General features: G+C 64.9%; 25 protein-coding genes. 9 read left to right on the top strand and 16 right to left on the bottom strand.

The features are described from left to right. The first annotated feature begins 23 nt into the window (after nucleotides 1–23). On the top strand, nucleotides 24–1,571 hold the full coding sequence (locus tag QPK31_RS18625) for an ATP-binding protein (RefSeq protein WP_290424392.1): 1,548 nt from the start codon (nucleotides 24–26) through the stop codon (nucleotides 1,569–1,571). Between the two features lie 13 nt (nucleotides 1,572–1,584). Here QPK31_RS18625 and QPK31_RS18620 read toward each other — a convergent pair whose 3' ends face one another. The 4 genes from QPK31_RS18620 to QPK31_RS18605 all read right to left on the bottom strand — a co-directional run bounded on the left by QPK31_RS18620 (nucleotide 1,585) and on the right by QPK31_RS18605 (nucleotide 5,234). Then, nucleotides 1,585–2,775, bottom strand: a complete 1,191-nt coding sequence (locus tag QPK31_RS18620) for a diguanylate cyclase (RefSeq protein ID WP_290424391.1) — start codon at nucleotides 2,773–2,775, stop codon at nucleotides 1,585–1,587. A gap of 276 nt (nucleotides 2,776–3,051) precedes the next feature. Next, on the bottom strand, nucleotides 3,052–4,230 hold the full coding sequence (locus QPK31_RS18615) for a diguanylate cyclase (protein WP_290424390.1): 1,179 nt from the start codon (nucleotides 4,228–4,230) through the stop codon (nucleotides 3,052–3,054). A 247-nt stretch (nucleotides 4,231–4,477) separates the two neighbouring features. Beyond that, on the bottom strand, nucleotides 4,478–4,810 hold the full coding sequence (locus QPK31_RS18610) for an RnfH family protein (RefSeq protein WP_290424389.1): 333 nt from the start codon (nucleotides 4,808–4,810) through the stop codon (nucleotides 4,478–4,480). Continuing rightward, nucleotides 4,803–5,234 (bottom strand): type II toxin-antitoxin system RatA family toxin, encoded by a 432-nt coding sequence (locus QPK31_RS18605; protein ID WP_290424388.1) that lies wholly within the window; start codon nucleotides 5,232–5,234, stop codon nucleotides 4,803–4,805. The genes QPK31_RS18610 and QPK31_RS18605 overlap by 8 nt, the downstream gene beginning before the upstream one ends. A gap of 97 nt (nucleotides 5,235–5,331) precedes the next feature. On the opposite strand from QPK31_RS18605, the gene smpB reads away from it, so the two are divergent. After that, nucleotides 5,332–5,781, top strand: a complete 450-nt coding sequence (smpB, locus tag QPK31_RS18600; RefSeq protein WP_290424387.1) for an SsrA-binding protein SmpB — start codon at nucleotides 5,332–5,334, stop codon at nucleotides 5,779–5,781. A 176-nt stretch (nucleotides 5,782–5,957) separates the two neighbouring features. Here smpB and QPK31_RS18595 read toward each other — a convergent pair whose 3' ends face one another. Continuing rightward, the gene (locus tag QPK31_RS18595) at nucleotides 5,958–7,124 is read right to left on the bottom strand and encodes a multidrug effflux MFS transporter (RefSeq protein WP_290424386.1); all 1,167 of its coding nucleotides are present in this window, start codon (nucleotides 7,122–7,124) and stop codon (nucleotides 5,958–5,960) included. Nucleotides 7,125–7,364: 240 nt separating this feature from the next. On the opposite strand from QPK31_RS18595, the gene QPK31_RS18590 reads away from it, so the two are divergent. Next, complete coding sequence (locus QPK31_RS18590) at nucleotides 7,365–8,939, top strand: sensor domain-containing diguanylate cyclase (RefSeq protein ID WP_290424385.1); 1,575 nt, start codon at nucleotides 7,365–7,367, stop codon at nucleotides 8,937–8,939. 22 nt (nucleotides 8,940–8,961) lie between these two features. On the opposite strand, the gene QPK31_RS18585 is transcribed toward QPK31_RS18590, so the two are convergent. Further along, nucleotides 8,962–9,855, bottom strand: a complete 894-nt coding sequence (locus QPK31_RS18585) for a LysR family transcriptional regulator (protein WP_290424384.1) — start codon at nucleotides 9,853–9,855, stop codon at nucleotides 8,962–8,964. 120 nt (nucleotides 9,856–9,975) lie between these two features. On the opposite strand from QPK31_RS18585, the gene QPK31_RS18580 reads away from it, so the two are divergent. Next, on the top strand, nucleotides 9,976–10,407 hold the full coding sequence (locus tag QPK31_RS18580; protein WP_290424383.1) for a PACE efflux transporter: 432 nt from the start codon (nucleotides 9,976–9,978) through the stop codon (nucleotides 10,405–10,407). Here the strand turns inward: QPK31_RS18580 and lepB are convergent. Next, nucleotides 10,396–11,067 (bottom strand): signal peptidase I, encoded by a 672-nt coding sequence (gene lepB / locus QPK31_RS18575; protein WP_290424382.1) that lies wholly within the window; start codon nucleotides 11,065–11,067, stop codon nucleotides 10,396–10,398. The genes QPK31_RS18580 and lepB overlap by 12 nt on opposite strands. Nucleotides 11,068–11,172: 105 nt before the next feature. Between lepB and QPK31_RS18570 the strand changes: the two genes are divergently transcribed. Continuing rightward, a complete protein-coding gene (locus QPK31_RS18570) occupies nucleotides 11,173–11,601 on the top strand; it encodes a hypothetical protein (RefSeq protein WP_290424381.1) in 429 nt (142 codons plus the stop codon). 21 nt (nucleotides 11,602–11,622) lie between these two features. Here the strand turns inward: QPK31_RS18570 and QPK31_RS18565 are convergent, their stop codons facing one another. Continuing rightward, on the bottom strand, nucleotides 11,623–11,799 hold the full coding sequence (locus tag QPK31_RS18565) for a hypothetical protein (protein WP_290424380.1): 177 nt from the start codon (nucleotides 11,797–11,799) through the stop codon (nucleotides 11,623–11,625). Beyond that, nucleotides 11,796–12,977 (bottom strand): PepSY domain-containing protein, encoded by a 1,182-nt coding sequence (locus tag QPK31_RS18560; protein WP_290424379.1) that lies wholly within the window; start codon nucleotides 12,975–12,977, stop codon nucleotides 11,796–11,798. The genes QPK31_RS18565 and QPK31_RS18560 overlap by 4 nt, the downstream gene beginning before the upstream one ends. Nucleotides 12,978–13,114: 137 nt before the next feature. On the opposite strand from QPK31_RS18560, the gene QPK31_RS18555 reads away from it, so the two are divergent. Further along, nucleotides 13,115–15,322, top strand: a complete 2,208-nt coding sequence (locus tag QPK31_RS18555; RefSeq protein ID WP_290424378.1) for a TonB-dependent siderophore receptor — start codon at nucleotides 13,115–13,117, stop codon at nucleotides 15,320–15,322. A 298-nt stretch (nucleotides 15,323–15,620) separates the two neighbouring features. Here the strand turns inward: QPK31_RS18555 and QPK31_RS18550 are convergent, their stop codons facing one another. The 5 genes from QPK31_RS18550 to QPK31_RS18530 are packed head-to-tail and all read right to left on the bottom strand — an operon-like array spanning nucleotide 15,621 to nucleotide 18,697. Then, on the bottom strand, nucleotides 15,621–16,037 hold the full coding sequence (locus QPK31_RS18550) for a hypothetical protein (protein WP_290424377.1): 417 nt from the start codon (nucleotides 16,035–16,037) through the stop codon (nucleotides 15,621–15,623). Nucleotides 16,038–16,073: 36 nt separating this feature from the next. Further along, nucleotides 16,074–16,883 (bottom strand): SDR family oxidoreductase, encoded by an 810-nt coding sequence (locus tag QPK31_RS18545; protein WP_290424376.1) that lies wholly within the window; start codon nucleotides 16,881–16,883, stop codon nucleotides 16,074–16,076. Further along, entirely contained in the window at nucleotides 16,883–17,809 is a 927-nt protein-coding gene (locus QPK31_RS18540) for an SPFH domain-containing protein (protein WP_290424375.1), read from the bottom strand. Before QPK31_RS18540 ends, QPK31_RS18545 begins: the two co-directional genes overlap by 1 nt. Nucleotides 17,810–17,855: 46 nt before the next feature. Continuing rightward, complete coding sequence (locus QPK31_RS18535) at nucleotides 17,856–18,278, bottom strand: NfeD family protein (protein ID WP_290424374.1); 423 nt, start codon at nucleotides 18,276–18,278, stop codon at nucleotides 17,856–17,858. A gap of 44 nt (nucleotides 18,279–18,322) precedes the next feature. Continuing rightward, complete coding sequence (locus tag QPK31_RS18530; protein WP_290424373.1) at nucleotides 18,323–18,697, bottom strand: hypothetical protein; 375 nt, start codon at nucleotides 18,695–18,697, stop codon at nucleotides 18,323–18,325. A 247-nt stretch (nucleotides 18,698–18,944) separates the two neighbouring features. Between QPK31_RS18530 and QPK31_RS18525 the strand changes: the two genes are divergently transcribed. Together QPK31_RS18525 and QPK31_RS18520 are read left to right on the top strand one after the other, a co-directional pair. Next, the gene (locus QPK31_RS18525; protein WP_290424372.1) at nucleotides 18,945–19,220 is read left to right on the top strand and encodes a hypothetical protein; all 276 of its coding nucleotides are present in this window, start codon (nucleotides 18,945–18,947) and stop codon (nucleotides 19,218–19,220) included. A gap of 443 nt (nucleotides 19,221–19,663) precedes the next feature. Beyond that, nucleotides 19,664–19,945, top strand: coding sequence for a hypothetical protein (locus QPK31_RS18520; RefSeq protein WP_290424371.1), 282 nt, complete (start codon nucleotides 19,664–19,666; stop codon nucleotides 19,943–19,945). A 105-nt stretch (nucleotides 19,946–20,050) separates the two neighbouring features. On the opposite strand, the gene ppsA is transcribed toward QPK31_RS18520, so the two are convergent. Continuing rightward, nucleotides 20,051–22,405, bottom strand: coding sequence for a phosphoenolpyruvate synthase (gene ppsA, locus QPK31_RS18515; RefSeq protein ID WP_374045827.1), 2,355 nt, complete (start codon nucleotides 22,403–22,405; stop codon nucleotides 20,051–20,053). A 268-nt stretch (nucleotides 22,406–22,673) separates the two neighbouring features. Between ppsA and QPK31_RS18510 the strand changes: the two genes are divergently transcribed. After that, on the top strand, nucleotides 22,674–23,522 hold the full coding sequence (locus tag QPK31_RS18510) for a pyruvate, water dikinase regulatory protein (RefSeq protein ID WP_290424369.1): 849 nt from the start codon (nucleotides 22,674–22,676) through the stop codon (nucleotides 23,520–23,522). Nucleotides 23,523–23,648: 126 nt separating this feature from the next. Here the strand turns inward: QPK31_RS18510 and QPK31_RS18505 are convergent, their stop codons facing one another. Further along, nucleotides 23,649–25,949 (bottom strand): FdhF/YdeP family oxidoreductase, encoded by a 2,301-nt coding sequence (locus QPK31_RS18505; RefSeq protein ID WP_290424368.1) that lies wholly within the window; start codon nucleotides 25,947–25,949, stop codon nucleotides 23,649–23,651. Nucleotides 25,950–26,242: the final 293 nt, after the last annotated feature.

The following is a 26,242-nucleotide window of genomic DNA, read 5'->3' as shown; positions in this document are numbered from 1 at the left end:
TCGACGTCACGGAGTTAACCCAAATGCAACTTTCGAAGCAACACCAGGAGATGGAATTGATGGTGGTCGCCGAAAATTTGCCGGACATCATCAGCCGCTTCGACGGTGATGGTCGCTTCCTATTCATTTCCAAGAAAATCGAAGAGTTGACCGGCCAACCCTCTTCGTTCTATATCGGCAGACGGGTCGACCAAAGCGGCTTCGACTATCCCTTTGCGACACGCTGGAACGCAGTCCTCGATGGGGTGATGCGCAGCAAATGCGAGCGGGAGTTCGACTTCGACTTCACGGACCGGCATGGTGCGGACCGTTTTTTCATTGCTCGTGCGGTTCCGGTGCTCGATACGTCCGGGCGGCTGCTGAATATCCTGGTCATCTCGTCCGACCATACCGAACGAGAGCGCGCGGCCGCGCAAACGCGGGCGATCAGTGAAGCCTTGCGCGTCGCCGACCGCCGCAAGAACGAGTACTTGGCCACCCTCGCGCATGAGTTGCGGGGCCCGCTCGCGCCGATATCCTCCGCCGTCCAGCTCATCAAGTTGTCATCGCATAGGCCGGCACGCGAGAAAGCCCGCGAAGTCATCGAGCGCCAGGTTGCCAGCCTGTCAGCCCTGATCAACGACCTGATGGAAGTTGGCCGCATCAGCGCGGGCAAGATCGAGATCGAGAACAAACCATTGCCGCTACAGCGAATAATGGAGCGCGCATCGGAAAGCGTCACTCCACATCTGAGTCTTAAACGCCAGCAGCTCGACCTCCGGATGCCGGACGATGACATGTGGATCATGGGGGACGAACTGCGTCTGGTGCAGGTGTTCACGAACGTGCTGACCAATGCTTCGAAGTATTCTCCACCCGAGACCACGGTGAAGGTCGAACAGCTCAGTGTGAATGGCAAAGCGGTGGTGAATATATGCGATCAAGGCATCGGCCTGACCGAATCGCAAATGCAGGACGTATTCGACATCTTCGTACAAGTGCATTCGGTAGGTGTGCAATCCCAGGGTGGGCTGGGGATTGGCCTCAGCCTGGTCAAGCAGCTGGTGGAACTACATGGCGGCGATGTATCGGTCTCCAGCGATGGCCTCGATCAGGGAAGCTGTTTCACCGTGACCTTGCCGCTGACGCAGGCACGCGAAAGCAGTTCGCAACAAGGCGCCCCGTTGTCGTCGGCACCCACGCCGCTAGACATCCTGGTTGTCGACGACAACGTCGACGGTGCAACAACGCTTGCCACCCTGCTCGACGCAATGGGGCATCGCGCCGTGACGGCATTTACCGGACACGATGCCGTCCGTATCGCCCAGTCGCAACAGCTGGATATGGCGTTCATCGACCTCGGCCTTCCAGATATCAGTGGTGTGCAAGTTGCTTTGACTATCAGGGCGACGTCAACCGGCCGGAAACTGCCACTGTTCGCTCTGACTGGACTTGGACGCGATGAAGATTTCTTCCTGACGCGTTCGGCGCAGTTCAATGAACACTTGGTCAAACCGCTGTCCATGGACGAACTGCTGCGCATCACCGAAAGTGTTGCGAACACGAACAGGACAGTTTCATCATCAAACTGACACCGCATGCGCGCTAGCGCCCCTCACTGCGTTTATCGTGCCGGTCGAGTAGCGCCAGCGGCGCACTCACCACGCGGTTGCGGCCTGCGGCCTTGGCCGCGTACAGCGCCTTGTCGGCGCGCGCCATCAGGCCGGTGATGCTTTCTTCTTCCTCCAGCATCGCCACCCCGATACTCACCGTATAGGCAACCGGAATCATGCCCGGCGCCGGCTGCAGCGCGCGGTCGAGCGCGGCGCGTACGCGTTCGGCCACCGCCAGCGCGGTCTCCAGGTTGGCGTCGGGCAGCAGCACGGCGAATTCCTCGCCGCCCAGGCGCGCGCAGTAATCGATGCGGCGGATGACTTCCTGGGCATGCCGCACCAGGTCGCGCAGCACCTGGTCGCCGACGGCGTGGCCGTGGGTATCGTTGATGCGCTTGAAATGGTCGACGTCCATCAGCAGCAGGCCGAGGCCGCTGTTGCGGCGCGCGGCACGCGCATGCTCGCGCTCGGCGGCGGCGAAGAAGGCACGGCGCGACGGTGCGCCGGTCAGGTGGTCGTGGTCGGCCGCGTAGGCCGTTTCCGAAATCACCTGTGCATTCGACATCATCACCGCGCCCAGGGTCAGGGCCGGCAGCGCCAGCGTGCCGAAACCGAAGAACACCAGGTTGTAGGTGGAAGCGTCGAGGAAGACCATGGGCGACCACGCTTCCATGCCATAGAAGGCCGCGCGCGACAGGTGGATGGCGCCCACCACCGAGGCGGCGATGCGGGTAAAGGCGAAGGGGTAGCGCAGGCGGCGGTCGGGCGGCACCGGCAGGGTGATGGCGATCGCGAAGCAGATGCTGGCGTAATAACCCGACACCGCCACCGTGCGCAGCGGCAGCGAATCCCAGCCGTAGTGGAAGACGGCCACCGCCAGCAAGGTCGCCGCGCCGCCGATGAACAACAGCGGCTCCGGCACGCGCAAGCCCACGTGGCGCCGGAAGCCGGCGTACATCAGCGCGATGGTGGCAATGTACATGCCGTTCGCCACTTCGATCGACAGCAGGTCGGGCATGATGCCGCGCGAAGCGAACAGCAGCAGCGCGATGACGGCAAGCGCATTCGCCTGGCCCCATTCGCGGATACCGGCAACCTTGCTGCCGGCCAGCGACGACAGCACCAGCAACATGACCACGGAAAACGCGGTGGTAACCAACAGGAGACTCAGGGCATTCGGCATCGGGGACAGGAAGTGGGCCGGAAGAATAGCGGCAAGCCGCAGGCAGCGCTTCCCCTGCCGATGCCGGCGGTGCGCCGTGCGCCGTGGCCGGAAGCCGGGTCGGTCCCGGCGCAATCGAAAGGAAAGCCCGTCATGATAACAAGAAATATCTACCTGTTATCAACTGGTTGCATCGTAACAACTAAGTTATGTCGTTACGCATGATAATCATGCCAAGCTTACCAGTCCGACAAAATGAACGGTTCACGCTTCTGGCGGACGCCAACATGGGGTCCCTCAGCCGCATGCGGCGCGGGCCGCCGGGTTGGGCGCTGCCGGGTGTGCGCCAGCTTGCGCGCTGACCACGCGGTTGCGTCCGCCGGCCTTGGCTGCGTACAGGGCCGCATCGGCCCGGGCCATGAAGCCGGCGAAGCTGTCGTCTTCCTGGAGCATCGCCACGCCGATGCTCACCGTGTACGGCACCCGGGCTGCACCCGGCGCCTCCTGCAGCGAACGGTCGAGCGCGGCGCGCAGGCGTTCGGCCACCGCCAGCGCCGTGTCCAGCTGCGCATCCGGCAGCAGCACGGCGAATTCCTCGCCGCCCAGGCGTGCGCAGACGTCGACCTTGCGCACGACGTCCTGGGTCACCGCCACCAGTTCGCGCAGCACCTGGTCGCCGACGGCGTGGCCATGGGTATCGTTGATGCGCTTGAAATGGTCAACGTCGAGCAGCAGCAGGCCCAGGCCGCTGCCGTGGCGGCGGGCGCGTGCCTGCTCGTGCTCGGCCACCGCGAAGAAAGCGCGGCGCGTGGAGGCGCCGGTCAGGTAGTCGTGGTCGGCGGCATGCACGGCATCGGACACCATGCGCGCGTTCGCCATCATCACCGCACCCAGGGTCAGGCCGGGCAAGGCCAGCGTGCCGAGGGCGAAGAAGACCAGGTTCTGGGTGGTGGGTTCGAGGAAGGCCGCTGGCACGTCGGCCTGGAAGGCATAGGCGCAGCCGCGCACCAGGTGGCCCAGGGCCAGCACCAGCGCCGCGCACCGGGTGTAGAGGTAGGCGTAGCGCAGGCGCGCATGGGAATGCGTGGGAATGGCCAGGCCGATCGCCAGGCAGATGATGCCGTGGAATACCGACACCACGACCGTGCGCAGCGGCAGCGAGTCGAAGCCGACATGGAAGACGGCGACCGCCGCCACCGTCAGGGCGCAGCCGGCGGCCAGCAGCCGCACCGGCACCGTGCGGCCGAGGTGCAGCCGGAAGCCGGCCAGCATCAGGCAGATCGCCACCGCGAACAGGCCGTTGGCCACTTCGATCGACAGCAGGTCGGGAACGATGCCGCGGCAGGCCGACAGCGCCAGCGCCAGGATGGCGAGCGCATTCGCCTGCGCCCATTCGCGCACGCCGGCGATCTTGCTGCCTGCCAGCGAGGTCAGGACGAACAGCATTACCACGGCCAGGCCGGTGGTAATCAGCAAGAGACTCAGGGCACTTAACATAGACGGGGCAGCAAAAGCAGGCGTGGCCCTGCCGGCAGTCGCCTGGCGCGGCAGGCACGGTACCGGGCGCGGAACATGCATGCGCCGCCGGGAAGGCGGGCGGCGCATGGACAATCATCTTACCGCAAAACAATAGCCTTGCGAGCAATAAGTTCCTGCTTGCCGCTTACCGCAGCGGCACGATGACGGCGGGGAGCGGCCGGGGAGCCGTCCTGCACCGCCGCGCTCAGGCGGGTGCGCGTGGCGGCGCGCCGTCCTTCTTTGCCGCGCGCTTGCGGCGCGAATCCTTGGGATCGGCGATCAGGGGACGGTAGATCTCGATGCGGTCGCGCTCGCGCAGCACCGTGTCAAGGGTCTTTTTCTTGGCGTAGATGCCGACCGGCTGGGTGACCAGATTAATGTCCGGGAATTCGGCGAGGACACCGCTCGACTCGATCGCCTGGCCGACCGTCGTGCCCGGTTCGACACGCATCGGGCGCAGGAATTCGCGCTGCGCGGTGGCGTAGCTGACGTACACCTGCAGCAGCCCGGCGGCCGGGTCGCCCTGCACCTCAGCCATACACCGCCTCGGCGCGCTTGCTGAAGGAATCGACCATGGTGTTGGCGATCATGCCGAATACCGGGCCGACCAGCTGCTCCAGGATGATGCTGGAGAACTCGTAATGCATGTCGAAGTCGATCTTGCAGGCGTCGGCGCGCAGGGACTTGAAGTTCCAGGTCGCTTCCAGCATCTTGAACGGCCCCTCGACCAGGTGCATCTTCATCTGCGTGGGGCGCTGGTTGTGGTTCGACGTGGTGAAGCTCTGCTTCACGCCATGGAAATTGATCTGCAAGCTGGCGACCAGTTTGTCGTCGGTTCGCTCGAGCAGCTTGACGCCGCTGCACCAGGGGAGGAACTTCGGATAATCTTCCACCTTCGCGACCAGATCGAACATCTGTTCGGCGCTATAGCCTAAGAAAACTGATTTGTGCACTACTGCCATTGGTCAACCGTTTGTTATGATGTTGGATAAGTTGCATTTTGCGCCAATCCAGGCGCGACAGCAGTAGTTTAACCGACCCGCGAGTTTTCGCTATTTCATGAGCATTGTTGATAACAAGAAAGCATTTTTCGATTACTTCATCGAGGACCGCTACGAGGCCGGCATCGTGCTGGAAGGCTGGGAAGTCAAGGCGATCCGCGAAGGCAAGGTGCAGATCAAGGAAGCCTATGTCGTCGTGCGCGGCGACGAGCTGTTCCTGTTCGGCGCCCACATCAGCGCGCTGACCACGGCATCGGCCTTCAGCCACCCGGAAGCGCTGCGCACCCGTAAATTAATGCTCAAGCGCGCCGAGATCGACAAGCTGATCGGCAAAGTCGAGCGCTCGGGCTATACGCTCGTGCCGCTGAACCTGCATTTCAAGGGTGGACGTGTGAAGTGCGAGATCGGCCTGGCCAAGGGCAAGAAGCAGCACGACAAGCGTGCGACCGAGAAGGATCGCGACGCCAAGCGCGAAGTGGCGTCGGCGATGAAGCAGCATCGGCGGTGATGTGGTCGGATCGTAATGGGCAAGATCGGCCGTTGCGATGAATCAGATTCGACCGATCGACGCGTGGGCACGGGGCGCCCACGCGTTCAACCAGCAGTCGGTCACTCGTCCCGCCGGCCGTAGGGTGGACGGCTGCGCCGTCCACGCGTTTAACCGACGCTTGACCAGCCTGGCTCTCAGGCCAGCCTGCTGCCCCGCCAAGCCAGGAAACTCAGCACCAGCCCCACCCCCACCCCGCACGCCAGCAGGAAAGCGCTCTCGAACAGCAGCGGCGCCACCAGCCCCGACACCAGCGCGAACGACATCATCTGGATAAAACCCAGCATCGACGAGGCCAGCCCGCGGTTGTCCGGGAACAGGCTCAGCGCCGTCATCTGGATCGCCGGCATCGCCACCGCCAGGCCGAAGGTATAGATCGCCAGCGGCAGCACCGCCCACGGAATCGCCGCCGGGAACAGCGCGTTGTAGCCCACGTTCAGCACCACCGAGACGGCCATAATGCCGAAACCGATCCATTTCATCCTGAGGGGATCGACCTTGGCCGCACGCTTGCCGCCCCAGGCCGAGCCCGCCACCATGCCGCCGATCAGCGGAATGAACATCCAGGCGAATGCCGTTTCCGGCAGCCCGAGGATCACCATCACGAAATTGGCCGCCGAGCCGATGTACAGCGACAACCCGCCAAAGGCGAGACCCACCGACAGCGACAGCAGCAGGAATTGCGGATGGCGCAGCACCTTGCCGTAGTTGCGGGCGATGGTGCCCGGATGGAAAGCCTGGCGCTTCTCGACCGGCAGGCTTTCCGGCAGCAGCTTGAGAACGGCCAGCACCAGCAGCACGCCGAACACGGCCAGGAACACGAAGGTCGAGCGCCAGCCGAAGTGCACGTGCAGCCAGCCGCCCAGGATCGGGGCGATGGCCGGGGCCAGGCCGAACACCATCATGATGTTCGACATCATTTTCTGCGCCTCCGCGCCCTTCAGGCGGTCCTGCACGATGGCCTGGCCGATCACGGACCCGGCGCCGGCCGACAGGCCCTGCAGCGCGCGGAAGGCCAGCAGCCAGGCGAAAGTCGGGGCAAAGGCCGCGCCGATCGAGGCCAGGGTGTACAGGCTCATCGCCACCAGCAGCACGCGGCGCCGGCCGAAGGAATCGGACAGGGTGCCGTAGAACAGCATCATGAAGGCAAAGGTGAACAGGAAGACGCTCAGGGTCTGCTGGACCGCAACCGGTCCCACGCCGAAGTCGCGCCCGATGGCGGGCATGGACGGCAGGTAGGTGTCGATCGCGAGCGCCCCGGCCATGCCGAGGCAGGCCAGGATGACGGTCAAAAGTCGGTACATCGGAGGGCTTTCAGGAAAACGCGGCGCCACGACAGGCGGCGCACGGCCCGCGATTGTACAGAGATTTCCATTAGTGCATCGACCAGCCCCTAGGCACGGCCGGGTGTGGCTCTCCACCCACGCTCCGCTCGGATTACGAGAATTGCGAGACGAAATGATGCTTCCTTGTGGAAACAAAACAGCCCGATAGGGGTATCCTATGCACGCGATCATTCCGACCAATCCCATTTTGCCCGCGTCATGCCGCATTCCACCGATTCGACCAACCGCCGCTTGCAGACGCTGGACGCCCAGCGCAAACCGATCATGCTGCGCTCGATTGTCTTGATGACGGCGTTTTGCCTGATGCTGGTCGGCCTGCATGCCTGGAGCCTGTGGGCCTCGCGCCAGGGCGAACTCGAACAGACCGCGGTGAGCACCGCGAACATGGCGCGCGCCCTGGCCTCGCATGCCGAGCGTTCCCTGCATACGGCCGACGCGGTGCTGGCGGAACTGGTCGAGCGGGCGCAGGAAGACGGCCCGGGCCGCCTGGACGGCGAGCGCATGCACAAGCGGATGGCGCATATCACGGCAACCAGCACGGAAATCCAGGAACTGTTCGTGTACGACGCCGACGGCAGCCGCCTGGCGACGTCGTTGCCGACCCTGCTACCCGGTACCAACGTCGACCGCGAATACTTCCGTTACCACATGACCCACGCCGGCCGCGGCGTACGCATCGGCAAGCCGATCCATAGCCGCTCGAGCGGCGCCCTGACGATCCCGGTCACGCGCCGCATCGACCGGCCCGACGGCAGTTTCGGCGGCGTGGCCATGGCCTCGCTGCGGCTCGACTTCTTCGGCAGGTTCTACGACAGCTTCGATGTCGGCCAGACCGGCACCATCATCCTCGCCATCGACGACGGCACGCTGCTCTACCGCCGCCCCTTCAAGCCGGAGATGGTCGGCACCAGCATCGCGAACGGGCCGGTGACCCAGCTATATAAAAAATCCGGCCCGGTCGGCACGGCCATGCTGACCGCCCGCATCGACGGCATCGAGCGCCTCTACAGTTACCGCCACCTGGACGGCTTCCCGCTGCTGGTTGCCACCGCCCAGTCGAAGGACGAGATCCTGCGCGGCTGGTGGATCGCCGTGATCAAGATGAGCTGTGTAGTGGTCTTCGCCGTGGGCATGCTGGCCTGGGGCGTACGCCGCATGGTGCGCCAGCTGCGCGTGCGCGAGGCGCTGGAGGACGAGCTGCGCGCCGCCCGCGCCGCCCTCGAACTGCGCAACGTCACGCTGCGCCAGCTGGCCGACAGTGACGACCTGACGCGCCTGGCCAACCGGCGCCGCTTCGACGAGACCCTGGCCGCCGAGCACGAACGCGCGCGGCGCAGCGGCCTGCCCTTCTCGCTGGTCCTGCTCGACGTCGATCACTTCAAGAAATTCAACGACCGCTACGGCCACGTAGCCGGCGACGACTGCCTGCGCCAGGTGGCCGGCGCCATCGCCACCGGCCCGCGCCGCCCCACCGACCTGGCCGCGCGCTACGGGGGCGAGGAGTTCGCGGTGATCCTGCCCGACACGGACCGCGACGGCGCGCGTGCGGTGGCCGAGAAGATCCGGCAAGCGGTGCTGGCGCTCGGCATCGGCCACGCCGACAGCGGCTGCGGCCAGGTCAGCATCAGCCTGGGCGTGCATACCTGCCGTCCGTCGGCCGACACTGCCTCCACGCCGCTGGCCTGCATCGAGGCGGCCGACGCGGCGCTGTACCGGGCCAAGATGGATGGGCGCAATCGCTTGGCCATGTGCGGGGACTCCGTGGCGGCTTGAACCCGGCCGCGCCGGCGCGGCGTCAGGCGCCGGTCTGCCGGTATTCGTCGAACACCTGTCCGACGAAATCGACCACCGCACGGATGCGCGCGCTGTTGCGCAGGCTGCGGTGCATCGACAGCCAGATCTCCTGGTCGAGTTCGGGAATGCGCGGCATCGCCGCCACCAGGTCCTGCCCTTCGCCGGCCAGGAAAGTCGCCAGCACGCCCAGGCCGGCGCCGTGGGCGACGCCGTCCAGGATACCGAGGCCGTAGCTGCAGCGCATCCAGGGCGCCGGCGCACCCGGCAAGGCGCGCAGCCAGCGGTCGGACTGGAATTCGGCGCGCGGCTCGTCGAAGCCGACGAAGGGCAGCGTCGCCCAGTCCTGGCGCGCCAGGGCGTCGGCATGGCGCGTGGCCACCGCCCGGCTGCAATACAAGCCGAACGACAGGGTGCCGAGGTGGCGCGCCACCAGGTCCAGCTGTTCGGGGCGGTAAGGCCGGACCGCGATATCGGCTTCGCGCCGCGCCAGGCTGTAGGGCCGGTGCGAGGTGACGATCTCGACCTCGACGTTCGGATAGGCGTCGTGGAAGCGGGCAAAGCGCGTGGTCAGAAAGTAGGACAGCCATTCGTCGGTGTTGATGCGCACCAGGCCCGAGGCGGCGTGCGCATCCTGCTGGTCGCGCGTGCGCTCGACCTCCAATGCGATCTCGCCCATCTGCCCGGCCAGGGCGAAGATCTCGGCGCCGAAGGCGGTGGGTACGCAGCCGCCCTGGAAACGCTCGACGATCTTCTGGCCGACCGCATCTTCGAGCTCATCGAGGCGGCGCGACAGCGTGGCCGCGCTCAGCCCGGCCTTTTTCGCCGCGCCGCGCAGCGTGCCTTCTTGCGCGATGAACAGGACCAGGCGCAGGTCATCCCAATCCAGCTGTTTCATATTTGGCGCATCATGGTTCGCTTTTGCCTCTATGCATACATTTATGGAGTATGCGATCATGCCGGCCCTACGTCAATCACGCTTTCCCCGGCACGGGACCGCAAGCAGCAAAGGAGTCACATGCGACCATTCCGCGACCGCGTCCGCCACGCACTCAGCTTCGAGGCCGTGGCCCTCGCCATCTTCATTCCCGGCTCGGCCCTCCTGTTCGGACAGCCGCTCGAACACATGGGCTTCATCGGCATCGCCTCGGCCACCATCGCCACCCTCTGGAACTTCGTCTATAACTGGGGTTTCGACCGCGCCATGCTGCGCCTGCGCGGCGGCGTGCACAAGACGCTGGCGATCCGCGTCGTGCACACCGTGCTGTTCGAGGCCGGACTGGTCGTGATGCTGATCCCGATGATCGCCTGGTACCTCGGCATCGGCCTGTGGGCGGCCCTGCTGATGGACGTCGCCATCGTGATCTTCTATCTTGTCTACGGCTTCCTGTTCAACCTGGCCTACGACCGGGTGTTCCCGATCGCGGCCGGCGCGCCTTCAGTCACGTAGGGAATGGCCGAAGCGGTCGAAACGCGGCATCCAGTTGCCCAGCGTGTCGGCCGAGACCAGCACCCGCTCGGCGCGGCCGTTCAGTAAATTGCGCGGCACGAAGCCGATGTAGCGCGAGTCGGCGCTGTTGTCGCGGTTATCGCCCAGCATCAGGTACTGGCCGGCCGGCACCGTCACCGGGCCGAAGCTGCGCACCGGGGTCTTGATGCGCGGGACGAACTGCACCTGGCGCGCGCGGCCGTCGATCTGTTCGCGTACGCGCAGCGCCGGCACCTGCTGCTCGCCGAGCGGCTCCATCACCTGCTCGACCGGCCCCCACTGCGCCTCTTCGCCATTGATTACCAGGCGCTCGTTGCGCAGCTCGACCACGTCGCCCGGCAGCGCCACCAGGCGCTTGATCAGGCGCGTGCCGTCCTGGGGCGAATCGAAGACCACCACGTCGCCGCGTTGCGGTTCGCCGGTGTGCGCGAGGATGCTGTTGGTGAGCGGGACCTTCACGTCGTAGGCCAGGCGGTTCACGAACACCACGTCGCCTTCCAGCAGGTTCGGCCGCATCGAGGACGAGGGAATCGGATTCCAGTCGGCGACCGCCGTTCGGAACACGCCAAACAGCAGCAGGAATGCGATGAAACCCTTGTTGGCGCGGATCAGGTCCTTCATTGTCGGTCTCCAGGTGGTTGGACTACGTTGAGTGAATGTCAACGTTATACGCCTGGATGTCGCGGCAATGCTTAAGATTTGCTGAGGGCATACAATACTGCCCCTTTGCTTGAACGAATGGAGGACGGCATGCGCGACGATGCCAAGGAGATGGACGCGGCGAACAGCTCCGGCACAGGCAGGCAGGCGGCATTGCTTGAAGGCGTGGCCGGTTGGTCCTGGGGCGCCTTTGTCTTCAGCTGGATCTGGGCGATCGGGAACCGCACCCCGTGGGGCCTGCTCGGCCTCGTGCCGGGCGTCGGCCTGGTGGTGCGGGTGCTGCTGGGGATGAAGGGTCGCGAGTGGGCCTGGCGCAGCCGGCGCTGGGACAGCCTGTCTCACTTCAGGCGGGTCCAGCGGCGCTGGAACATCGCGGCCGGCGCGGTGTTGGCCCTGTTGCTGGCCCTGTTGCTGGCCGCGCTGGCCCTGGGTATTGCCCATGACCGGCCGGCCAGGCCCGCCGCCCAGCAGTCGGGCGAACAGCTGGAACTCTGATTCCCGTGCGGCTTGACCAGCCTAGCCGCGCTTGCGGCGCAGGCTGAACCAGGCGCCCACCGCGACCGGGATCCCCAGCGTGACGGCCGACAGCGCGTCCCAGATGCCGTCGCCGAACAGTGCGCTGAGCAGGCCGACGATGGTGAGGATGCCAAGCAGGATCGGCATGCCCCAGAGCCGCATGAAGGGCGTGTTCATCGGCTTTCTCCCGAACGCGCCAGCACCGGCTGGACGGCAGGCGCGGTCTTCGGCGCGTCCTTCGCATCCGCCCTGGCCCGGCGGCCGCGCTTGATCCACAAATACAGGCCGCTGCCGAGCACGATGATGGTGGCGATGTCGAGCACCGCCCACAGGAACTGCATCCAGCCGCCGCCGTAGTCGCCGAAGTGCAGCGGCTGCGATACCAGCAGCGCGGTCAGGTACCAGGGCAGCTCGCGGCGGTCGGTGATCGTGCCGTTGCCGGCGTCGATCAGCACCGGCTTGTACAGGCGCGAGGTAAACGCCTGGTCGCCGTGCATGAAGATGCCGTAGTGGTGCGGGCTGGCGAAGGGCGTGCCGGGGAACGCGATGAAGCCGACCTGCATGCCCGGCTCGGCGGCCATGGCGGTCTTCACGGCGGCGTCCACCGAGGCCATCTGCGTCAGCGGCCTGGCGTCCTTGTAGGGCTCGATCATGGCGGCGATCTCGGTGGCCTGCCAGACCTTCAGCAGCACGTCGGCCAGGGTGTTGATCACGCCGGTTGCGCCGACCACCAGCGCCCACACCAGCGTCACGATGCCGAGCAGGTTGTGCAGGTCGAGCCATTTCAGGCGCGTGCTGCGCTCATGGCGCACGGTGCCAAATTCCAGCTTGCGCATGAAGGGCGCGTACAGCACCACGCCGCTGACGATGGCCACGATCAGCAGCAGGCCCATGGCGCCGAGGAAGAGCATGCCCGGCAGGCCGGCGAACATGTCGACGTGCAGGCGCAGCATGGTCGACATGAAGGCGCCGCCTTCGAAGGCCGGTTCGGTGATGACTTGCGCGGTGCGCGCGTCGACCGCGATCGGCTTGTAGTGCTCGTCGTTCGGATGGTCGCCCAGGGTGACGTTCCAGATCGCGGGCTCGTCGAGCTCCTGCGACATGTACATCATGATCTTGTTCGGGTACAGGGCCTGGGCCGAGGCGATCACGGCATCCAGGTTGGCCCTGGGAGGATTCGCCGCTATGTCGGGCGCGAGGGCCGGCGCCTCGACGTCGTTGCCGAGCAGATGGCCGATTTCGTGGTGGTAGATCAGCGGCAGGCCGGTCAGGCACAGGAGCAGCATGAAGACGGTGCAGACCAGGCTGCTCCACTTGTGGATCCAGCTCCACCGGCGCAGGGATTGTGATGACATTGTGACTCGGGACGGACGAAGAGCTACAGATAATAATGGTTCTCATTTACAGCCGCAAGCTTAAGGAGGATAATATGCGGCATAAGATTGCGAATCATTCTCATCTAACAACAACACGCTTCATAGCCTGCTCCTACATGAATCAGTCGACTTTCCGCCTCACCCCGCTCGCCCTGGGCGCCCTGCTCTTCTCCGCTTCGGTCAGCGCCCAGACCACCGCCCCAGCCGCCGACCAGCCGGCATCCGACCAGCCGATGCAGACCGTGGTCGTCACGGCATCGGCCGACGCCTCGGCCCAGGGCCTGCCGAGCGACTACGCCGGCGGCCAGGTGGCGCGCGGCGGCCGTCTCGGCCTGCTGGGCAATGTCGACATCATGAGCGCCCCGTTCAACACCACCAACTACACCCACGCCCTGATCCAGGACCAGCAGGCGCGCAGCGTGGCCGACGTGGTGCAGAACGATCCGTCGGTGCGCGTGGCGCGCGGCTTCGGCAACTACCAGGAGCTGTACGTGATCCGCGGCTTCGCCGTGAACTCCGACGACCTGGCGTATAACGGGCTTTACGGTTTGCTGCCGCGCCAGTTCGTCGCGGCCGAACTGCTGGAGCGCGTGGAAGTCTTCCGCGGCGCGAACAGCTTCGTGAACGGCGCGGCGCCGGGCGGCGGCGGCATCGGCGGCATGATCAACCTGCTGCCGAAGCGCGCCCCGAACAAGGACCTGAACCAGTTCACGGTCGGCGTCGAATCCGGCGGCCAGCTGTACGGCGCGGCCGACCTGGCGCGCCGCTTCGGCCCGGACAAGCGCGGCGGCATCCGCATCAACGCCGTGCGCCGCGACGGCGACACCGCCATCGACCGCGAAGAGCGCGAGCTGAGCGTGTTCTCGATCGGCGCCGACTGGCGCGGCGACGCCTACCGCGTGTCGGCCGACGTCGGCTACCAGGACCACAAGCTGGTCAACGCGCGCCCGAGCGTGACTGTCGGCCCCCGCCTGCCGATCGTCGCCGCTCCTAGCTCCGACAGCAACTGGGCGCAACCGTGGACGAACTCGAAGGAGCGCGACGTGTTCGGCACCCTGCGCGCAGAAGTCGACCTCGGCGCCAACTCGGTCGGCTGGGCGGCGCTGGGCATGCGCAAGACCGATGAATCGAACGTGCTGGCTTCGATGAACGTCAACGCGGTTGACGGCGGCGGCTACCAGACCCGCTTCGACAACGTACGCGAAGACGACGTCAAGACCGGCGAGATCGGCGCGCGCACCACGCTGCGTACCGGCTCGGTCGGCCACACGCTGTCGGCCACGGTGTCGGGCTTCCATTCGGAGTCGAAGAACGCCTATGCGATGGGCGACTTCAGCGGCTGGAACACGAATATCTACCGTCCGGTGGACGTGGCGGCGCCGCCGACCGGCTTCTGGCCGGGCGGGGACATGTTCGACCCGCTGGTCACGCGCAAGACCATCCTGTCGAGCGCGGCGATCGCGGATACCCTGTCCTTCCTGGATGACAGCGTGCTGCTGACCGTCGGCATCCGCCACCAGCGCCTGAAGGACGAAGGCTACGACTACGTGACGGGAGGGGTCAATGCGCGTTATAACCGGAGCGAGAACACGCCGCTGGCAGGCATCGTCTTCAAGCCGGCCAAGGGCGTGTCGCTGTACGCGAACTATATCGAAGCGCTGCAGCAAGGTGGTTCGGCCACCCGCGGCGGCTTCGGCAACACCGAACTGACGAACGAAGGCATGCCGCTGGCGCCGTATGTCTCGCGCCAGAAGGAAGTCGGCGTCAAGGTCGACGGCGGCAAGCTGGGCGGCAGCGTCGCCCTGTTCACCACCGGCCAGCCGCAAGCCTACATCCTGGGCGATACCTTTGGCACGTTTGGCGAGCAACGCAACCGCGGCGTCGAACTGTCGGTGTTCGGTTTGCCGACCAAGGGCCTGCGCCTGCTGGGCGGCGCGACGCTGCTCGACACCAAACAGCGCGATACGCTGGGCGGCGCCACCGACGGCCTGGAAGCGATCGGCGTGCCGGAAATCCAGGTGAACCTGGGCGCCGACTGGGACGTGCCTGGCGTGCCGGGCCTGTCGCTGAACGCGCGCGCGCTGTACACCTCGACCCAGTTCGCCGACATCGGCAACACGCAGAAGGTGCCGGCCTGGTCGCGCCTGGACATCGGCGCCAGCTGGGCCACGCGTGTGATGGACCGCGACGTGACCCTGCGCGCGCGCGTCGACAACGTCACCGACAAGAATTACTGGGCCTCGAGCGGCGGTTATCCGCTGTATGGCTACCTGGTGGCCGGCGCACCGCGCACGCTGGCGGTGTCGGCGACGGTGGATTTCTAAGGGTCGTTGTTGAATGAATCGGAGGGCGGCGTGTGCCGCCCTTTTTTATTGGCGAACGTGATGACGTGCGGGCGTCGAACGGAATGATGGCGCTGACCGTACGGTGGGCACTCCGTGCCCACGCGGAACGAAGCGCCGTGTCGGCGCATGATCCGGCGGAATCGGTCGATTATTGGAAGGGCTAACAAATGATCATTTGGAGGCGCTGCGCCTTTGCTGCATGCCCGCCTGGAACGCCGCCGACACCCATCATGCTTCCGCGTGGGCACGGAGTGCCCACCGTACGTTGATCGCGCGCCTACGCCAGCAACAGCGCCAGCATGCCGCCCAAGATCGACGCTACTATCATCAAGACCACGAATCCGACAAACTCCGCCACGCCGCGCAGCTTCTTCCCTCTCGGCCGGCTGCGCGCCAGGTAATAAGGCACCGCCAGCGGCGTGATCGTCACCATCGCCGTGCTCAGCCAGCGCGAGCGCGGCCAAGCACGCAGCTCACGGTCGACGCGGAACCAGTAGAACATCAGGAAGTTCGACAATAGCCCAGTCAGGAGCGACCACAGCACCGGCTCACCATGGGCGCTCAGGCCTGCGCCCATGTCGACCAGCGTCGTCACGAACATCACGACCAGCAAGGCGACCAGCACACCGCGCGGCGTCATGACCGGGTCGTAGCCGGCGTCGAGCACGGTCACCTCGTCGACCGCAGGTACCATATGTTCCCTTTCATCGTGACATGCCCCCGCCAGGTATCAGTGCGGCCGCACGTCCTGCTTCAGCGCCGCCAGCGCCATCTTCTCGATTAGCCCCGGCGCCAGCAATTTGAGGAAGCGCCCCAGCTTGCCCTTCCCGGTCATGACCACCTCGCGCTGGCGCCGGTTCATGCCGTCGACGATCAGCCGCGCGCATTCCTCCACGCTCATCGCGCCGTCTTCGATCAAGCCGCTGGCCCCTGCCGTTTCGCCGGCGGCATTGAAGCCGCGGTAGCGGATCTGCGTGGCCACCACGCCCGGATAGGCCGTGGTCACGCTCACGCCCGCGCCGCGCAATTCCGCCCGCAGCGCCTCGAAGAAGCCGGTCATGGCGAACTTGGTGGCGCTGTAGGCGGTGCGGCCCGGCACGCCGATCAGCCCCGCCAGCGACGACACGGCGACGATGCTGCCGCGCGTGCGCTTCAAATGCGGCAACGCGGCCTGGGTACACCAGACGGCGCCCCACAGGTTCACCCGCATCAGCTCTTCGTACCAGTCGAGGTCTTCGACCTCTTCGAACAGCGCGTGCGCCGAGCGGCCGGCATTGTTGACCAGGACGTCGATCCGTCCGAACCGCTCGACCGCACCGATCACCAGCCGGCGGCACTGGATCTGGATCGATACGTCGGTCGGCACCGCGACCGCCTGCGCACCGAGCGCGGTGCAGGCATCGGCCACCGCCTGCAGGGGCGCGGCCAGCACCAGCGCGACGCCGGCGCCGTGCGTCGCCGCTAGCTGCCGCGCCATCTCGGCGCCGATGCCGTCGGAGGCGCCGGTAATCACGACGACGCGCTGCGACTCGCCCGCCATCACTTCTGCGCCTTCACGATCTGCATGGCGCTGGCGATCAGGCCGCTCATCTCGCCCAGGTTGGCCGGCACGATGATCGAGTTGTTGGTCTTGGCCAGCTTGCCGAAGGCGTCGACGTATTCCTCCGCCACGCGCAGATTCATCGCGTCCTCGCCGCCCGGCTCGCGGATCGCGGCGCCGACCTGGCGCAGCGCGGTGGCGCTGGCCTCGGCCAGCGCGACGATGGCGTTCGCCTCGCCCTGGGCGCGGTTGATCGCGGCCTGGCGTTCGCCTTCGGAGCGCGCGATCGCCGCCTCGCGCTCGCCGCTGGCGATGTTGATCTGCTCCTGGCGCCGGCCTTCGGACGCCGCGATCAGCGCGCGCTTCTCGCGCTCGGCCGTGATCTGGCGCTGCATCGCGTGCAGGATCTCGGCCGGCGGCGTCAGGTCCTTGATTTCGTAGCGCAGCACCTTCACACCCCAGTTGGCGGCCGATTCGTCGATGGCGTTGACGATGGTGGTGTTGATGTGGTCGCGCTCCTCGAAGGTTTTATCGAGTTCCATCTTGCCGATCACCGAGCGCAGCGTGGTCTGCGCCAGCTGGGTAATCGCCTGCACATAGTTCGACGAGCCGTAGGAGGCGCGCATGGCATCGGTCACCTGGTAGTACAGGATGCCGTCCACCTGCAACTGCGTGTTATCGCGCGTGATGCAAACCTGCGGCGGCACGTCGAGCGGGATTTCCTTCAGCACGTGCTTGTAGGCGATGCGGTCGACGAAAGGCACGACGATGTTCAGGCCCGGCGCCAGCGTCGCGTGGTACTTGCCGAGGCGCTCGACCACCCAGGCGTGCTGCTGCGGCACCACGTTGATGGTCTTGATGACGAAGACCACGGCGATGATGAAGATCACCAGCGCCACCATGCCGAAGGACAGTTCGAATTCCATGAGCATCCCTTATAGATGAGTTCTAATTATTGGTATTCGTGATGAATCACGCGTTCGCCACGATCAGGCGGTTGCCCTGCACCTCGACGATGCGAAAGTCGCCGGCCTCGGCGATGGCGCCACCGCCCAGCTCCACGTCCCACAGCGCGCCGCGGTACATCACGCGCGCGCGGCCCTCGTTCCAGGCGTGCACGGTGACGCGCCCGCCGATGTCGAGGTTGACGTTCTGGTCGCGCGTGGCGCTCGTCTTGGCCGGGCGGCCGAAGCGGCTGCGGTGCAGGATGCTGGTGGCGACCAGGCCGGTAGCCGCCGCGACCAGGGTCTGCACCGGGCCGGACAGGCCCAGCAGCGCCGCGATGCCGCCACAGGCCAGGCCGATGGCGATCATCAAGAGGTAGAAGGTTCCCGTGAACAGCTCCGCCACCACCAGGATGCCGGCGCCGATCATCCAGTTCACCCAGTCGTCCATGTGTCTCCTCCTTGTTGTGTGCCGCAGAGCGGCGGTGCCGCTCGTCAGCCCGTGTTGCCGCGTTTGCGCATCGGGAAGACCGCGCCGCCGTCGCCGGGGGTGCCGCAGGCGCGCGTGCAGCGCTGGTATTTGTCGTCGCAGATGCCCATCTGCTGGGCGCGGCGGTTCTGTTGGCCGCTGCGTTCGAGCGACTGCGCGCCCACGCCGGCAACCGGGTCGCGCGCGGTGCGTGCAAAGGCGTTGGTTTCCTCGCTGCTGAGCAGCTTGACGGCATCGTCGCCTGACGCCTTGCTGGTGTTGGCCTTGCACTGAGCGCGTGCGCTGTCGCACTCGGTCTTGCAGAAGGCGGTTTCGTCGGCAAAAGCGGCGCCGGACAGCATGAGTCCCACCAAACCCAGGACAATCGACAAGCGTTTCATTTCCATTCTCCTCTGATTCCGAAAAAAACCCTCGCCGCCGTGCAGGCTGACGAGGGTTTCTAAAAGTCTAACGAGTTCTGGAACAGAGTCAACTTATTTGTTGCCATGCAGATTGGACGGTCTTCATTGCGCAGAAGTGGGAAATTGCATATATTGCAGATAAGACACGATACTGTTTACTGCTCGCGCGACAAAGGACGGTTATGGTAGTCACGATTCATGCGACATCCGACTCTTCACGGCGATCATGAGGAAAATCTCGACCAGGCAACAGTACTGGGCTTATGTTGCGGCTCTCCCACTCATGTATTTGATGGGCATCTTGGCGCTGGAAATCTCGCCGGCATTTTTGCTGCCTTTGTTCGCTCTTTTACTGGTCGGCGGTATTGGCGGGATGAGCCTGGCATGTACTCATTGCGGAGCGCGTTTACTCTATCGTGAGAAGCAGGTAGCAGGGACGCCGATTTATTATTGGAGTTGGAAATTGCCGAAGAAATGCCCGCGATGCGATGTGCCTGTTTAAGCGCAGCGAGCGAAGACGGCGTCTCCTGGAGGGAACTGAAGTGGAACGCCTCGCCACGATTAAGGCTGAGCAAATAGGTTTCGGAGACATCAGTACATGCGAATACGCGTCATGAACTCAAAATGCTTTTACGGATTGGTCTTGGTAGAGACAATCTTGACGTTATTGGCGTTTTGGACCCTGCAACGAATAACGGAGTGGGAAACAGCTTCTCCCGCTCAGTTCGCTACCTCACCTGACGCGTCCTATTTCATTTCGAATCTGTACCTGCGGTTCGGTTGCTACATCGGCGCATGTTGCGGTTTGGCCCTGTGCAGCGCGGCCTGGACGATGGCTGGTCGCCGGGAAACCAATCGGAAAATTTCGCACCGGCTACAAGTCTTTGTCATCCTGGTTCCTGCACTTGTCTCGATTGCACTTGGTCAGCAAGCCTAAGTCCTGCCATGAAAACCCATCCAGTCAGCGCCGGACGCGCCTGCCCCTGCTGTAAAACGTCTGAATTTGTCGTTCCGAAAATGCTCTTGATCGGAGCGGAAAGCCCGGATCCTGAACGCGCCGGATATCAGCGATCGAGTCAGCTCGCCGTGGATGAAATCGAGCCGCCGTATGTAGCGAGCGCTCCACTTCAACAATTCATCGAGGGCTGCTATTGCAATCGCTGTGGTAGAGGTTTTGTTCCCGATCACGCCATCAAACCATCCATTCTCCGGGCCCGGAAGCAGTAATAACCCGCCCGCGCTCCCCGCTCACCAGGCAATAAAAAAGCCCGCGATCAGGACTGGTAGCGGGCTTTCCTGCGTTATGAAACCTGCCTCGGCAGGTTCCGCGATTTACATCGACGCCAGCTTCTGCCAGGTTTCAACCACCGAGTCAGGATTGAGCGACATCGACTCGATGCCCTGCTCCATCAGCCAGACCGCGAAGTCCGGGTTGTCCGACGGACCCTGGCCGCAAATACCGATGTACTTGCCCTGTGCGCGGCAAGCCTTGATCGCCAGCGACAGCATGGCTTTCACGGCCGGGTCGCGCTCGTCGAAGTCCTTGGCCAGCAGCTCCATGCCGGAGTCGCGGTCCAGGCCCAGGGTCAGCTGGGTCAGGTCGTTCGAGCCGATCGAGAAGCCATCGAAGTGTTCCAGGAACTGCTCGGCCAGGATGGCGTTCGACGGCACTTCGCACATCATGATGACGCGCAGGCCGTTTTCACCGCGCTTCAGGCCATACTTGGCCAACAGCCCGATGACCTTCTCGGCCTGGCCCAGGGTGCGCACGAACGGGATCATCAGCTCGACGTTGGTCAGGCCCATCTCTTCGCGCACGCGCTTCATGGCGAGACACTCCATCTCGAAGGACTCGGCGAAGTCCTCGGCCAGGTAGCGCGCGGCGCCGCGGAAGCCCAGCATCGGGTTTTCCTCGTCCGGCTCGTAGCGCGAACCGCCGATCAGCTTCTTGTACTCGTTCGACTTGAAATCGGACAGGCGCACGATCACCGGCTTCGGCCAGAACGCGGCGGCAATCGTCGCCACGCCTTCGGCCAGCTTGTCGACGTAGAAGGCCTTTGGCGATGCGTGGCCACGCGCGACCGACTCCACTGCCTTCTTCAAGTCGGCATCGATGTTCGGGTACTCGAGGATGGCCTTCGGGTGCACGCCGATGTTGTTGTTGATGATGAACTCGAGGCGCGCCAGACCGACGCCGCCGTTCGGCACCGACTGGAAGTCGAAGGCCAGCTGCGGGTTGCCGACGTTGAGCATGATCTTGGTCGCCAGCGGCGGCAGTTCGCCGCGCGAGACTTCGGTGACTTCGGTCTCCAGCAGGCCGTCGTAGATCTTGCCTTCGTCGCCTTCGGCGCACGACACGGTGACAAAGGTGCCGTCCTTCAGGGTCTCGGTGGCGTCACCGCAGCCGACGACCGCCGGCACGCCCAGTTCACGCGCGATGATCGCCGCGTGGCAGGTACGGCCGCCGCGGTTGGTGACGATCGCCGAGGCGCGCTTCATGACCGGTTCCCAGTTCGGGTCGGTCATGTCGGCCACCAGCACGTCGCCCGGCTGCACGCGTTCCATTTCCGACGGGTCGGTAATCACGCGCACCGGACCGGCGCCGATCTTCTGGCCGATGGCGCGGCCGCTGGTCAACACGGTGCCGCTGCCCTTCAGGCTGAAGCGCTGCTGGGCGTCGGTGGCCTTCTGCTGCGACTTCACGGTTTCCGGACGCGCCTGCAGGATGTACAGCTTGCCGTCGCGGCCATCCTTGCCCCATTCGATGTCCATCGCGCGGCCGTAGTGGTTCTCGATGATGACGGCATATTTTGCCAGTTCGACGACTTCGGCATCGGTCAGCGAGTAACGGTTGCGCATCTCGATCGGCACGTCGACGGTCTTCACCGAACGGCCTGCCTTGGCTTCGGCGGTGAACTCCATCTTGATCAGTTTCGAACCGATGTTGCGGCGGATGACAGGCGACTTGCCCTGCTGGAGCATCGGCTTGTGGACGTAGAACTCGTCCGGGTTCACCGCGCCCTGCACCACCGTTTCGCCCAGGCCGTAGCTGGAGGTGATGAAGACCACGTCCTTGAAGCCGGATTCGGTGTCGATGGTGAACATGACGCCGGCCGCGCCGGTGTCGGAACGCACCATGCGCTGCACGCCGGCCGACAGCGCCACTTCGGCGTGGGTGAAGCCCTTGTGCACACGGTAGGAAATCGCGCGGTCGTTGTAGAGCGAAGCGAAGACGTGCTTCATCGCTTCCAGGATGTTGTCGATGCCGACCACGTTCAGGAAGGTTTCCTGCTGGCCCGCGAACGACGCGTCCGGCAAGTCTTCGGCGGTGGCCGAGGAACGCACGGCGAAGGACATCTCGGTTTCCGAATCGGCAACCAGGCGGTCGTAGAACGAGCGGATTTCCTCTTCCAGGCGCGGCTGGAACGGGGTGTCGATGATCCACTGGCGGATCTCGGCGCCGGCGGCGGCCAGGGCGCGCACGTCGTCGATGTCCAGGCTTTCCAGGCGGGTGGCGATGCGGTCTGCCAGCGAAGGGCCGCCGTCCAGCGAGTGGCCGAGGAAGTCGCGGAAGGCCTGCGCCGTGGTGGCGAAGCCGGTCGGCACGCGCACGCCGGCTTCGGCGAGCTGGCTGATCATCTCGCCGAGCGAGGCGTTCTTGCCGCCGACCGATTCGACATCGGTCATGCGCAGGTTTTCGAACGAGGCAACGTAAACACCCGTGCCTTGTTCCGGCTCCTTCAATGCTGCGTTAGACAGGTTAGTCATGGTAAAACACCCTTACTTGATGATAGAAATCTGTCGTGCACGTTGCTGGGCAGAGGGCGCATGTATTCTTGTTATTCTGGGCGCCGTGCAGCACAATGCAAATCCGTTGCCGAGCATTCTACCGCGAGCGCCCGGGTTTCACACCGCACGAAACGTGCAAATCTGTCAGCATAGCCAAGAATTCAATATGACCGCCGAGAACCGCCCCGCACTTCCCCCGACCGCGCGCACCGTGTTTTTCGTGTCCGACGGCACCGGCATCACCGCCGAAACCTTCGGCCACGCGGTGCTGAGCCAGTTCGAGATGCGCTTCCGCCAGATCCGCATTCCCTTCATCGATACGCTCGACAAGGCACGCGACGCCGCGCGCCGCATCAACGAGGTGTACGCGGCCGACAACCAGCGCCCGATCGTGTTCTCGACCCTGGTGAAGCACGATCTGTCGGGCGTGATCCGCGCCTCGCACGGCATGCACATGGATTTGTTCCAGACCTTCGTGGCGCCACTGGAAATGGAACTCGGCGTGAAATCGACCCACACCATCGGGCGCATTCACAACATCGTCGATTCCGAGGAATACAAGAACCGCATCGAGGCGATCAACTTCTCGCTGGCCCACGACGACGGGCAATCGCACAAGAATTTGGCCGAGGCGGATGTGATCCTGGTCGGCGTGTCGCGTTCTGGCAAGACACCGACTTCGCTTTACCTGGCGATGCAGTACGGGATCAAGGCCGCGAATTACCCGCTGATTCCCGACGATTTCGAGCGCGGCAAGTTGCCGTCCTCGCTGCCGCCCTTTAAACATAAACTGTTCGGGCTGACGATCACGCCGGAGCGCTTGACCGAGATCCGCAACGAGCGGCGCGCGGGAAGTAAATATGCGTCGATCGAGAATTGCCGGTATGAGGTGAACGAGGCGGAAGTGATGATGAAGCGCGAGGGGATTCGCTGGCTGTCGTCGACGACCAAGTCGATCGAGGAGATCGCGACGACGATCCTGCAGGAGATCAAGCCGGATCGGCGCGAGTATTGACGCTCACCTGCCAGCTTGCTCGTTGACGTAGGGTGGGTTCTCGAACCCACCTGCTGGTCCGTCGCATACCCGGATAGTACCAGGACGCCAACAGTGAAACCGGTGGGTACGAGTACCCACCCTACGTCAAGCGACGGCGCTGCGCTCTACCATGACGTCGATTGCCTTCGCCGCCGGCACCTTGCTTTCCTTGGCGTGGTGCCAGAGCGGGATCAGGGGATTCAGCTCGGGGTAGTAGCCAGCGATGCAGCCCTCGGGCACGTCGTAGGGCACGACCGACAAGCCATCCACGCGGCGCGTGACGCCATCGTCCGCAGGGGTCTGCAAGGCCACGCTGTCGCCCTGCTCCAGCCCCAGGCGCGCCATGTCGCCGTGCGACATGAACAGCACCATGCGGCTGCCGAACACGCCGCGGAAGCGGTCGTCGTTGTGGTAGATGGTGGTGTTGAACTGCCCGTCGCTGCGGATCGTGAACAGGCGCAGCGCCGGCGGGCCTGCGTCCATGTCCGGGTCGCCCGGCAATTCCTCGGGTACGGTGAATTCGGCGCGCTTGCTTTCGGTCTCGAACACGCGGTGCGCGGCGCCCACCGGTTTGCGAAAGCCCCCTGGCGTCCACATGCGCGCATTGAAGTCGCCGAAGATGTCCGGATAGGTTTCCTCGATGGCGTCGCGCACCCTGGCGTAGTTGCCGACCCAGGCGTCCCAGTCAACTAACGGATTCGGGTCCAGCGTGGCCTTGGCGATGCCCGCCACGATGGCCGGCTCCGATAACAAGGTATCCGCCACCGGATCGGCCGCGCCGCGCGAGCCGTGCATGCACGAGGTGCTGTCTTCGATCGTCACGTCCTGCGGACCGGCGGCCTGGCGGTCGATCTCGATGCGGCCCAGGCAAGGCAGGATGTACGACTGCTTGCCGTGGATGACGTGGTTGCGATTCAGCTTGGTCGACACCTGCACCGTCAGCGGCAGTTCGCGCCAGGCTTCTTCCATCAGCACGGTCTCGGGTACGGCGCGCACGAAATTCCCGCCCAGGCCGATGAAGGCCTGCACCTTACGCGCCAACATCGCTTCGCAGACTTCCACGGTATTCATGCCCTTCTCGCGCGGCGGCTCGAAGCCGTACTGTTCCTTCAGCTTGTCGAGCGGCGCCAGCTCGGGCTTTTCGGTGATGCCGACCGTGCGCTGGCCCTGCACGTTCGAGTGGCCGCGCACCGGGCAGATGCCGGCGCCGGGCTTGCCGATATTCCCGCGCATCAGCAGCAGATTGACGATCATGCCCACGTTCTGCACGCCGTTCTGGTGCTGAGTCAGGCCCATGCCGTACACGCCGAGGACCGCGCCGGCGCCCGCATACACGGCGGCCGCGCTCTCGATGTCCACTTGCAGCAGCCCCGATTCACGCACGATGTCGGTCCACGGACAGGCGCGCACCGCCGCTTCGAATTCCTCGAAGCCGTGCGTGTACTCCTGGATGAAGGCGACGTCCAGCACGCGCTGCTCGCCGCGTTGAACAGCCGCGTCGTCCAGCGCCAGCAGGGCCTTCGCCAGGCCCATGATCGCGGCCGTGTCGCCGCCCGGCTTCACCTGGTGATACTGGGTGCTGATCGGCGTTTCCTTCTTGGTCAGCATCTCGACCGGCGACTGCGGATTGGTAAAGCTCACCAGCCCGCGCTCGCGCAGGGGATTGAAGGTGATGATCGGCACGCCGCGCTCGCGCGCTTCCTGCAGCTGGTGCAGCATGCGCGGGCTGTTCACGCCCACGTTCTGGCCGAAGAAGAAGATGCAGTCGGTCTGCTCGAAGTCCTGCAACACCACCGTGCCCACGCCGACGCCGATGGTCTTCTGCAGGGCCACCGAGGTGCTTTCGTGGCACATGTTCGAGCTGTCGGGCAGGTTGTTGTTGCCGTACATGCGCGCCAGCAGCTGGTACATGTAGGAGGTTTCGAGGGACGCCCGGCCCGAGGCATAGAACACGACCTTGTCGCGCTCGAAGCCGCGCAGCGCGGCGCCGATCTCGGCGAAGGCGGTCTCCCACGACACCTCGCGGTAACGGTCGCTGGCGGCGTCGTAGCGCAGCGGCACCGTCAGGCGGCCCTGCTCTTCCAGCCGATGGTCGGACCAGGATTCGAGTTCGCGCACGCTGTACTGCTCGAAGAAGTCGGCGCCGATGGCCTTGCTGGTGGTCTCCCAGGCCGTGGCCTTGGCGCCGCTTTCGCAGAACTCGAAAGGATGCGGATTGGCCGGCTTGGCCCAGGCACAGCTGACGCAGGCAAAGCCGTCCGGCTTGTTCTGCTTGAGCAGCAGGCGGCTGTCCTTCAGCACGGTGCGCTGGTCCATCAGGATATTCGTCACCTCCGCGACAGACGCCCAGCCGCCAGCCGGCGTGGTGGGGTCCTCGATGCGCAAGCCTTTCGACTCCTCGTTCATGCTATCTCCTTCCAGTAGAAAGGCTACCGTAACCGCCAGGGCGCCATGCCTCTGTGCGCGAGCGAACGGAAGGCCGGGATTCGCCAACGCAAGTCCTGGCCCCTTACCCCCGAGGCGCACCGCGCCGAACCACGGACAGCGACCGTAGGGTGGGCTCTCGAGCCCACGCGGATCATGCACACCGATAGCGGAGCAGGCAACGGCCCCGAGGACGCCAATCATGCGCACTGGCCGCTGTCGCCTGCGCCGCGGCGCACCCGATGAGACGTGGTGGGCTCAAGAGCCCACCCTAC

The organism is Massilia sp. YIM B02769, assembly GCF_030411995.1.
In the GTDB taxonomy this organism is placed as follows: Bacteria; Pseudomonadota; Gammaproteobacteria; order Burkholderiales; family Burkholderiaceae_D; genus Telluria.
This window is presented reverse-complemented; position numbering and strand designations above follow the sequence as displayed.

Coding starts and splice junctions, on each gene's coding strand:
- QPK31_RS18625 (WP_290424392.1), top strand. CDS start 24: ATGCAACTTTCGAAGCAACACCAGGAGATGGAATTGATGGTGGTCGCC.
- QPK31_RS18620 (WP_290424391.1), bottom strand. CDS start 2,775: ATGCCGAATGCCCTGAGTCTCCTGTTGGTTACCACCGCGTTTTCCGTG.
- QPK31_RS18610 (WP_290424389.1), bottom strand. CDS start 4,810: ATGGCTGAGGTGCAGGGCGACCCGGCCGCCGGGCTGCTGCAGGTGTAC.
- QPK31_RS18605 (WP_290424388.1), bottom strand. CDS start 5,234: ATGGCAGTAGTGCACAAATCAGTTTTCTTAGGCTATAGCGCCGAACAG.
- smpB (WP_290424387.1), top strand. CDS start 5,332: ATGAGCATTGTTGATAACAAGAAAGCATTTTTCGATTACTTCATCGAG.
- QPK31_RS18595 (WP_290424386.1), bottom strand. CDS start 7,124: ATGTACCGACTTTTGACCGTCATCCTGGCCTGCCTCGGCATGGCCGGG.
- QPK31_RS18590 (WP_290424385.1), top strand. CDS start 7,365: ATGCCGCATTCCACCGATTCGACCAACCGCCGCTTGCAGACGCTGGAC.
- QPK31_RS18585 (WP_290424384.1), bottom strand. CDS start 9,855: ATGAAACAGCTGGATTGGGATGACCTGCGCCTGGTCCTGTTCATCGCG.
- QPK31_RS18580 (WP_290424383.1), top strand. CDS start 9,976: ATGCGACCATTCCGCGACCGCGTCCGCCACGCACTCAGCTTCGAGGCC.
- lepB (WP_290424382.1), bottom strand. CDS start 11,067: ATGAAGGACCTGATCCGCGCCAACAAGGGTTTCATCGCATTCCTGCTG.
- QPK31_RS18565 (WP_290424380.1), bottom strand. CDS start 11,799: ATGAACACGCCCTTCATGCGGCTCTGGGGCATGCCGATCCTGCTTGGC.
- QPK31_RS18560 (WP_290424379.1), bottom strand. CDS start 12,977: ATGTCATCACAATCCCTGCGCCGGTGGAGCTGGATCCACAAGTGGAGC.
- QPK31_RS18555 (WP_290424378.1), top strand. CDS start 13,115: ATGAATCAGTCGACTTTCCGCCTCACCCCGCTCGCCCTGGGCGCCCTG.
- QPK31_RS18550 (WP_290424377.1), bottom strand. CDS start 16,037: ATGGTACCTGCGGTCGACGAGGTGACCGTGCTCGACGCCGGCTACGAC.
- QPK31_RS18545 (WP_290424376.1), bottom strand. CDS start 16,883: ATGGCGGGCGAGTCGCAGCGCGTCGTCGTGATTACCGGCGCCTCCGAC.
- QPK31_RS18540 (WP_290424375.1), bottom strand. CDS start 17,809: ATGGAATTCGAACTGTCCTTCGGCATGGTGGCGCTGGTGATCTTCATC.
- QPK31_RS18535 (WP_290424374.1), bottom strand. CDS start 18,278: ATGGACGACTGGGTGAACTGGATGATCGGCGCCGGCATCCTGGTGGTG.
- QPK31_RS18530 (WP_290424373.1), bottom strand. CDS start 18,697: ATGAAACGCTTGTCGATTGTCCTGGGTTTGGTGGGACTCATGCTGTCC.
- QPK31_RS18525 (WP_290424372.1), top strand. CDS start 18,945: ATGAGGAAAATCTCGACCAGGCAACAGTACTGGGCTTATGTTGCGGCT.
- QPK31_RS18520 (WP_290424371.1), top strand. CDS start 19,664: ATGAAAACCCATCCAGTCAGCGCCGGACGCGCCTGCCCCTGCTGTAAA.
- ppsA (WP_374045827.1), bottom strand. CDS start 22,405: ATGACCGATGTCGAATCGGTCGGCGGCAAGAACGCCTCGCTCGGCGAG.
- QPK31_RS18510 (WP_290424369.1), top strand. CDS start 22,674: ATGACCGCCGAGAACCGCCCCGCACTTCCCCCGACCGCGCGCACCGTG.
- QPK31_RS18505 (WP_290424368.1), bottom strand. CDS start 25,949: ATGAACGAGGAGTCGAAAGGCTTGCGCATCGAGGACCCCACCACGCCG.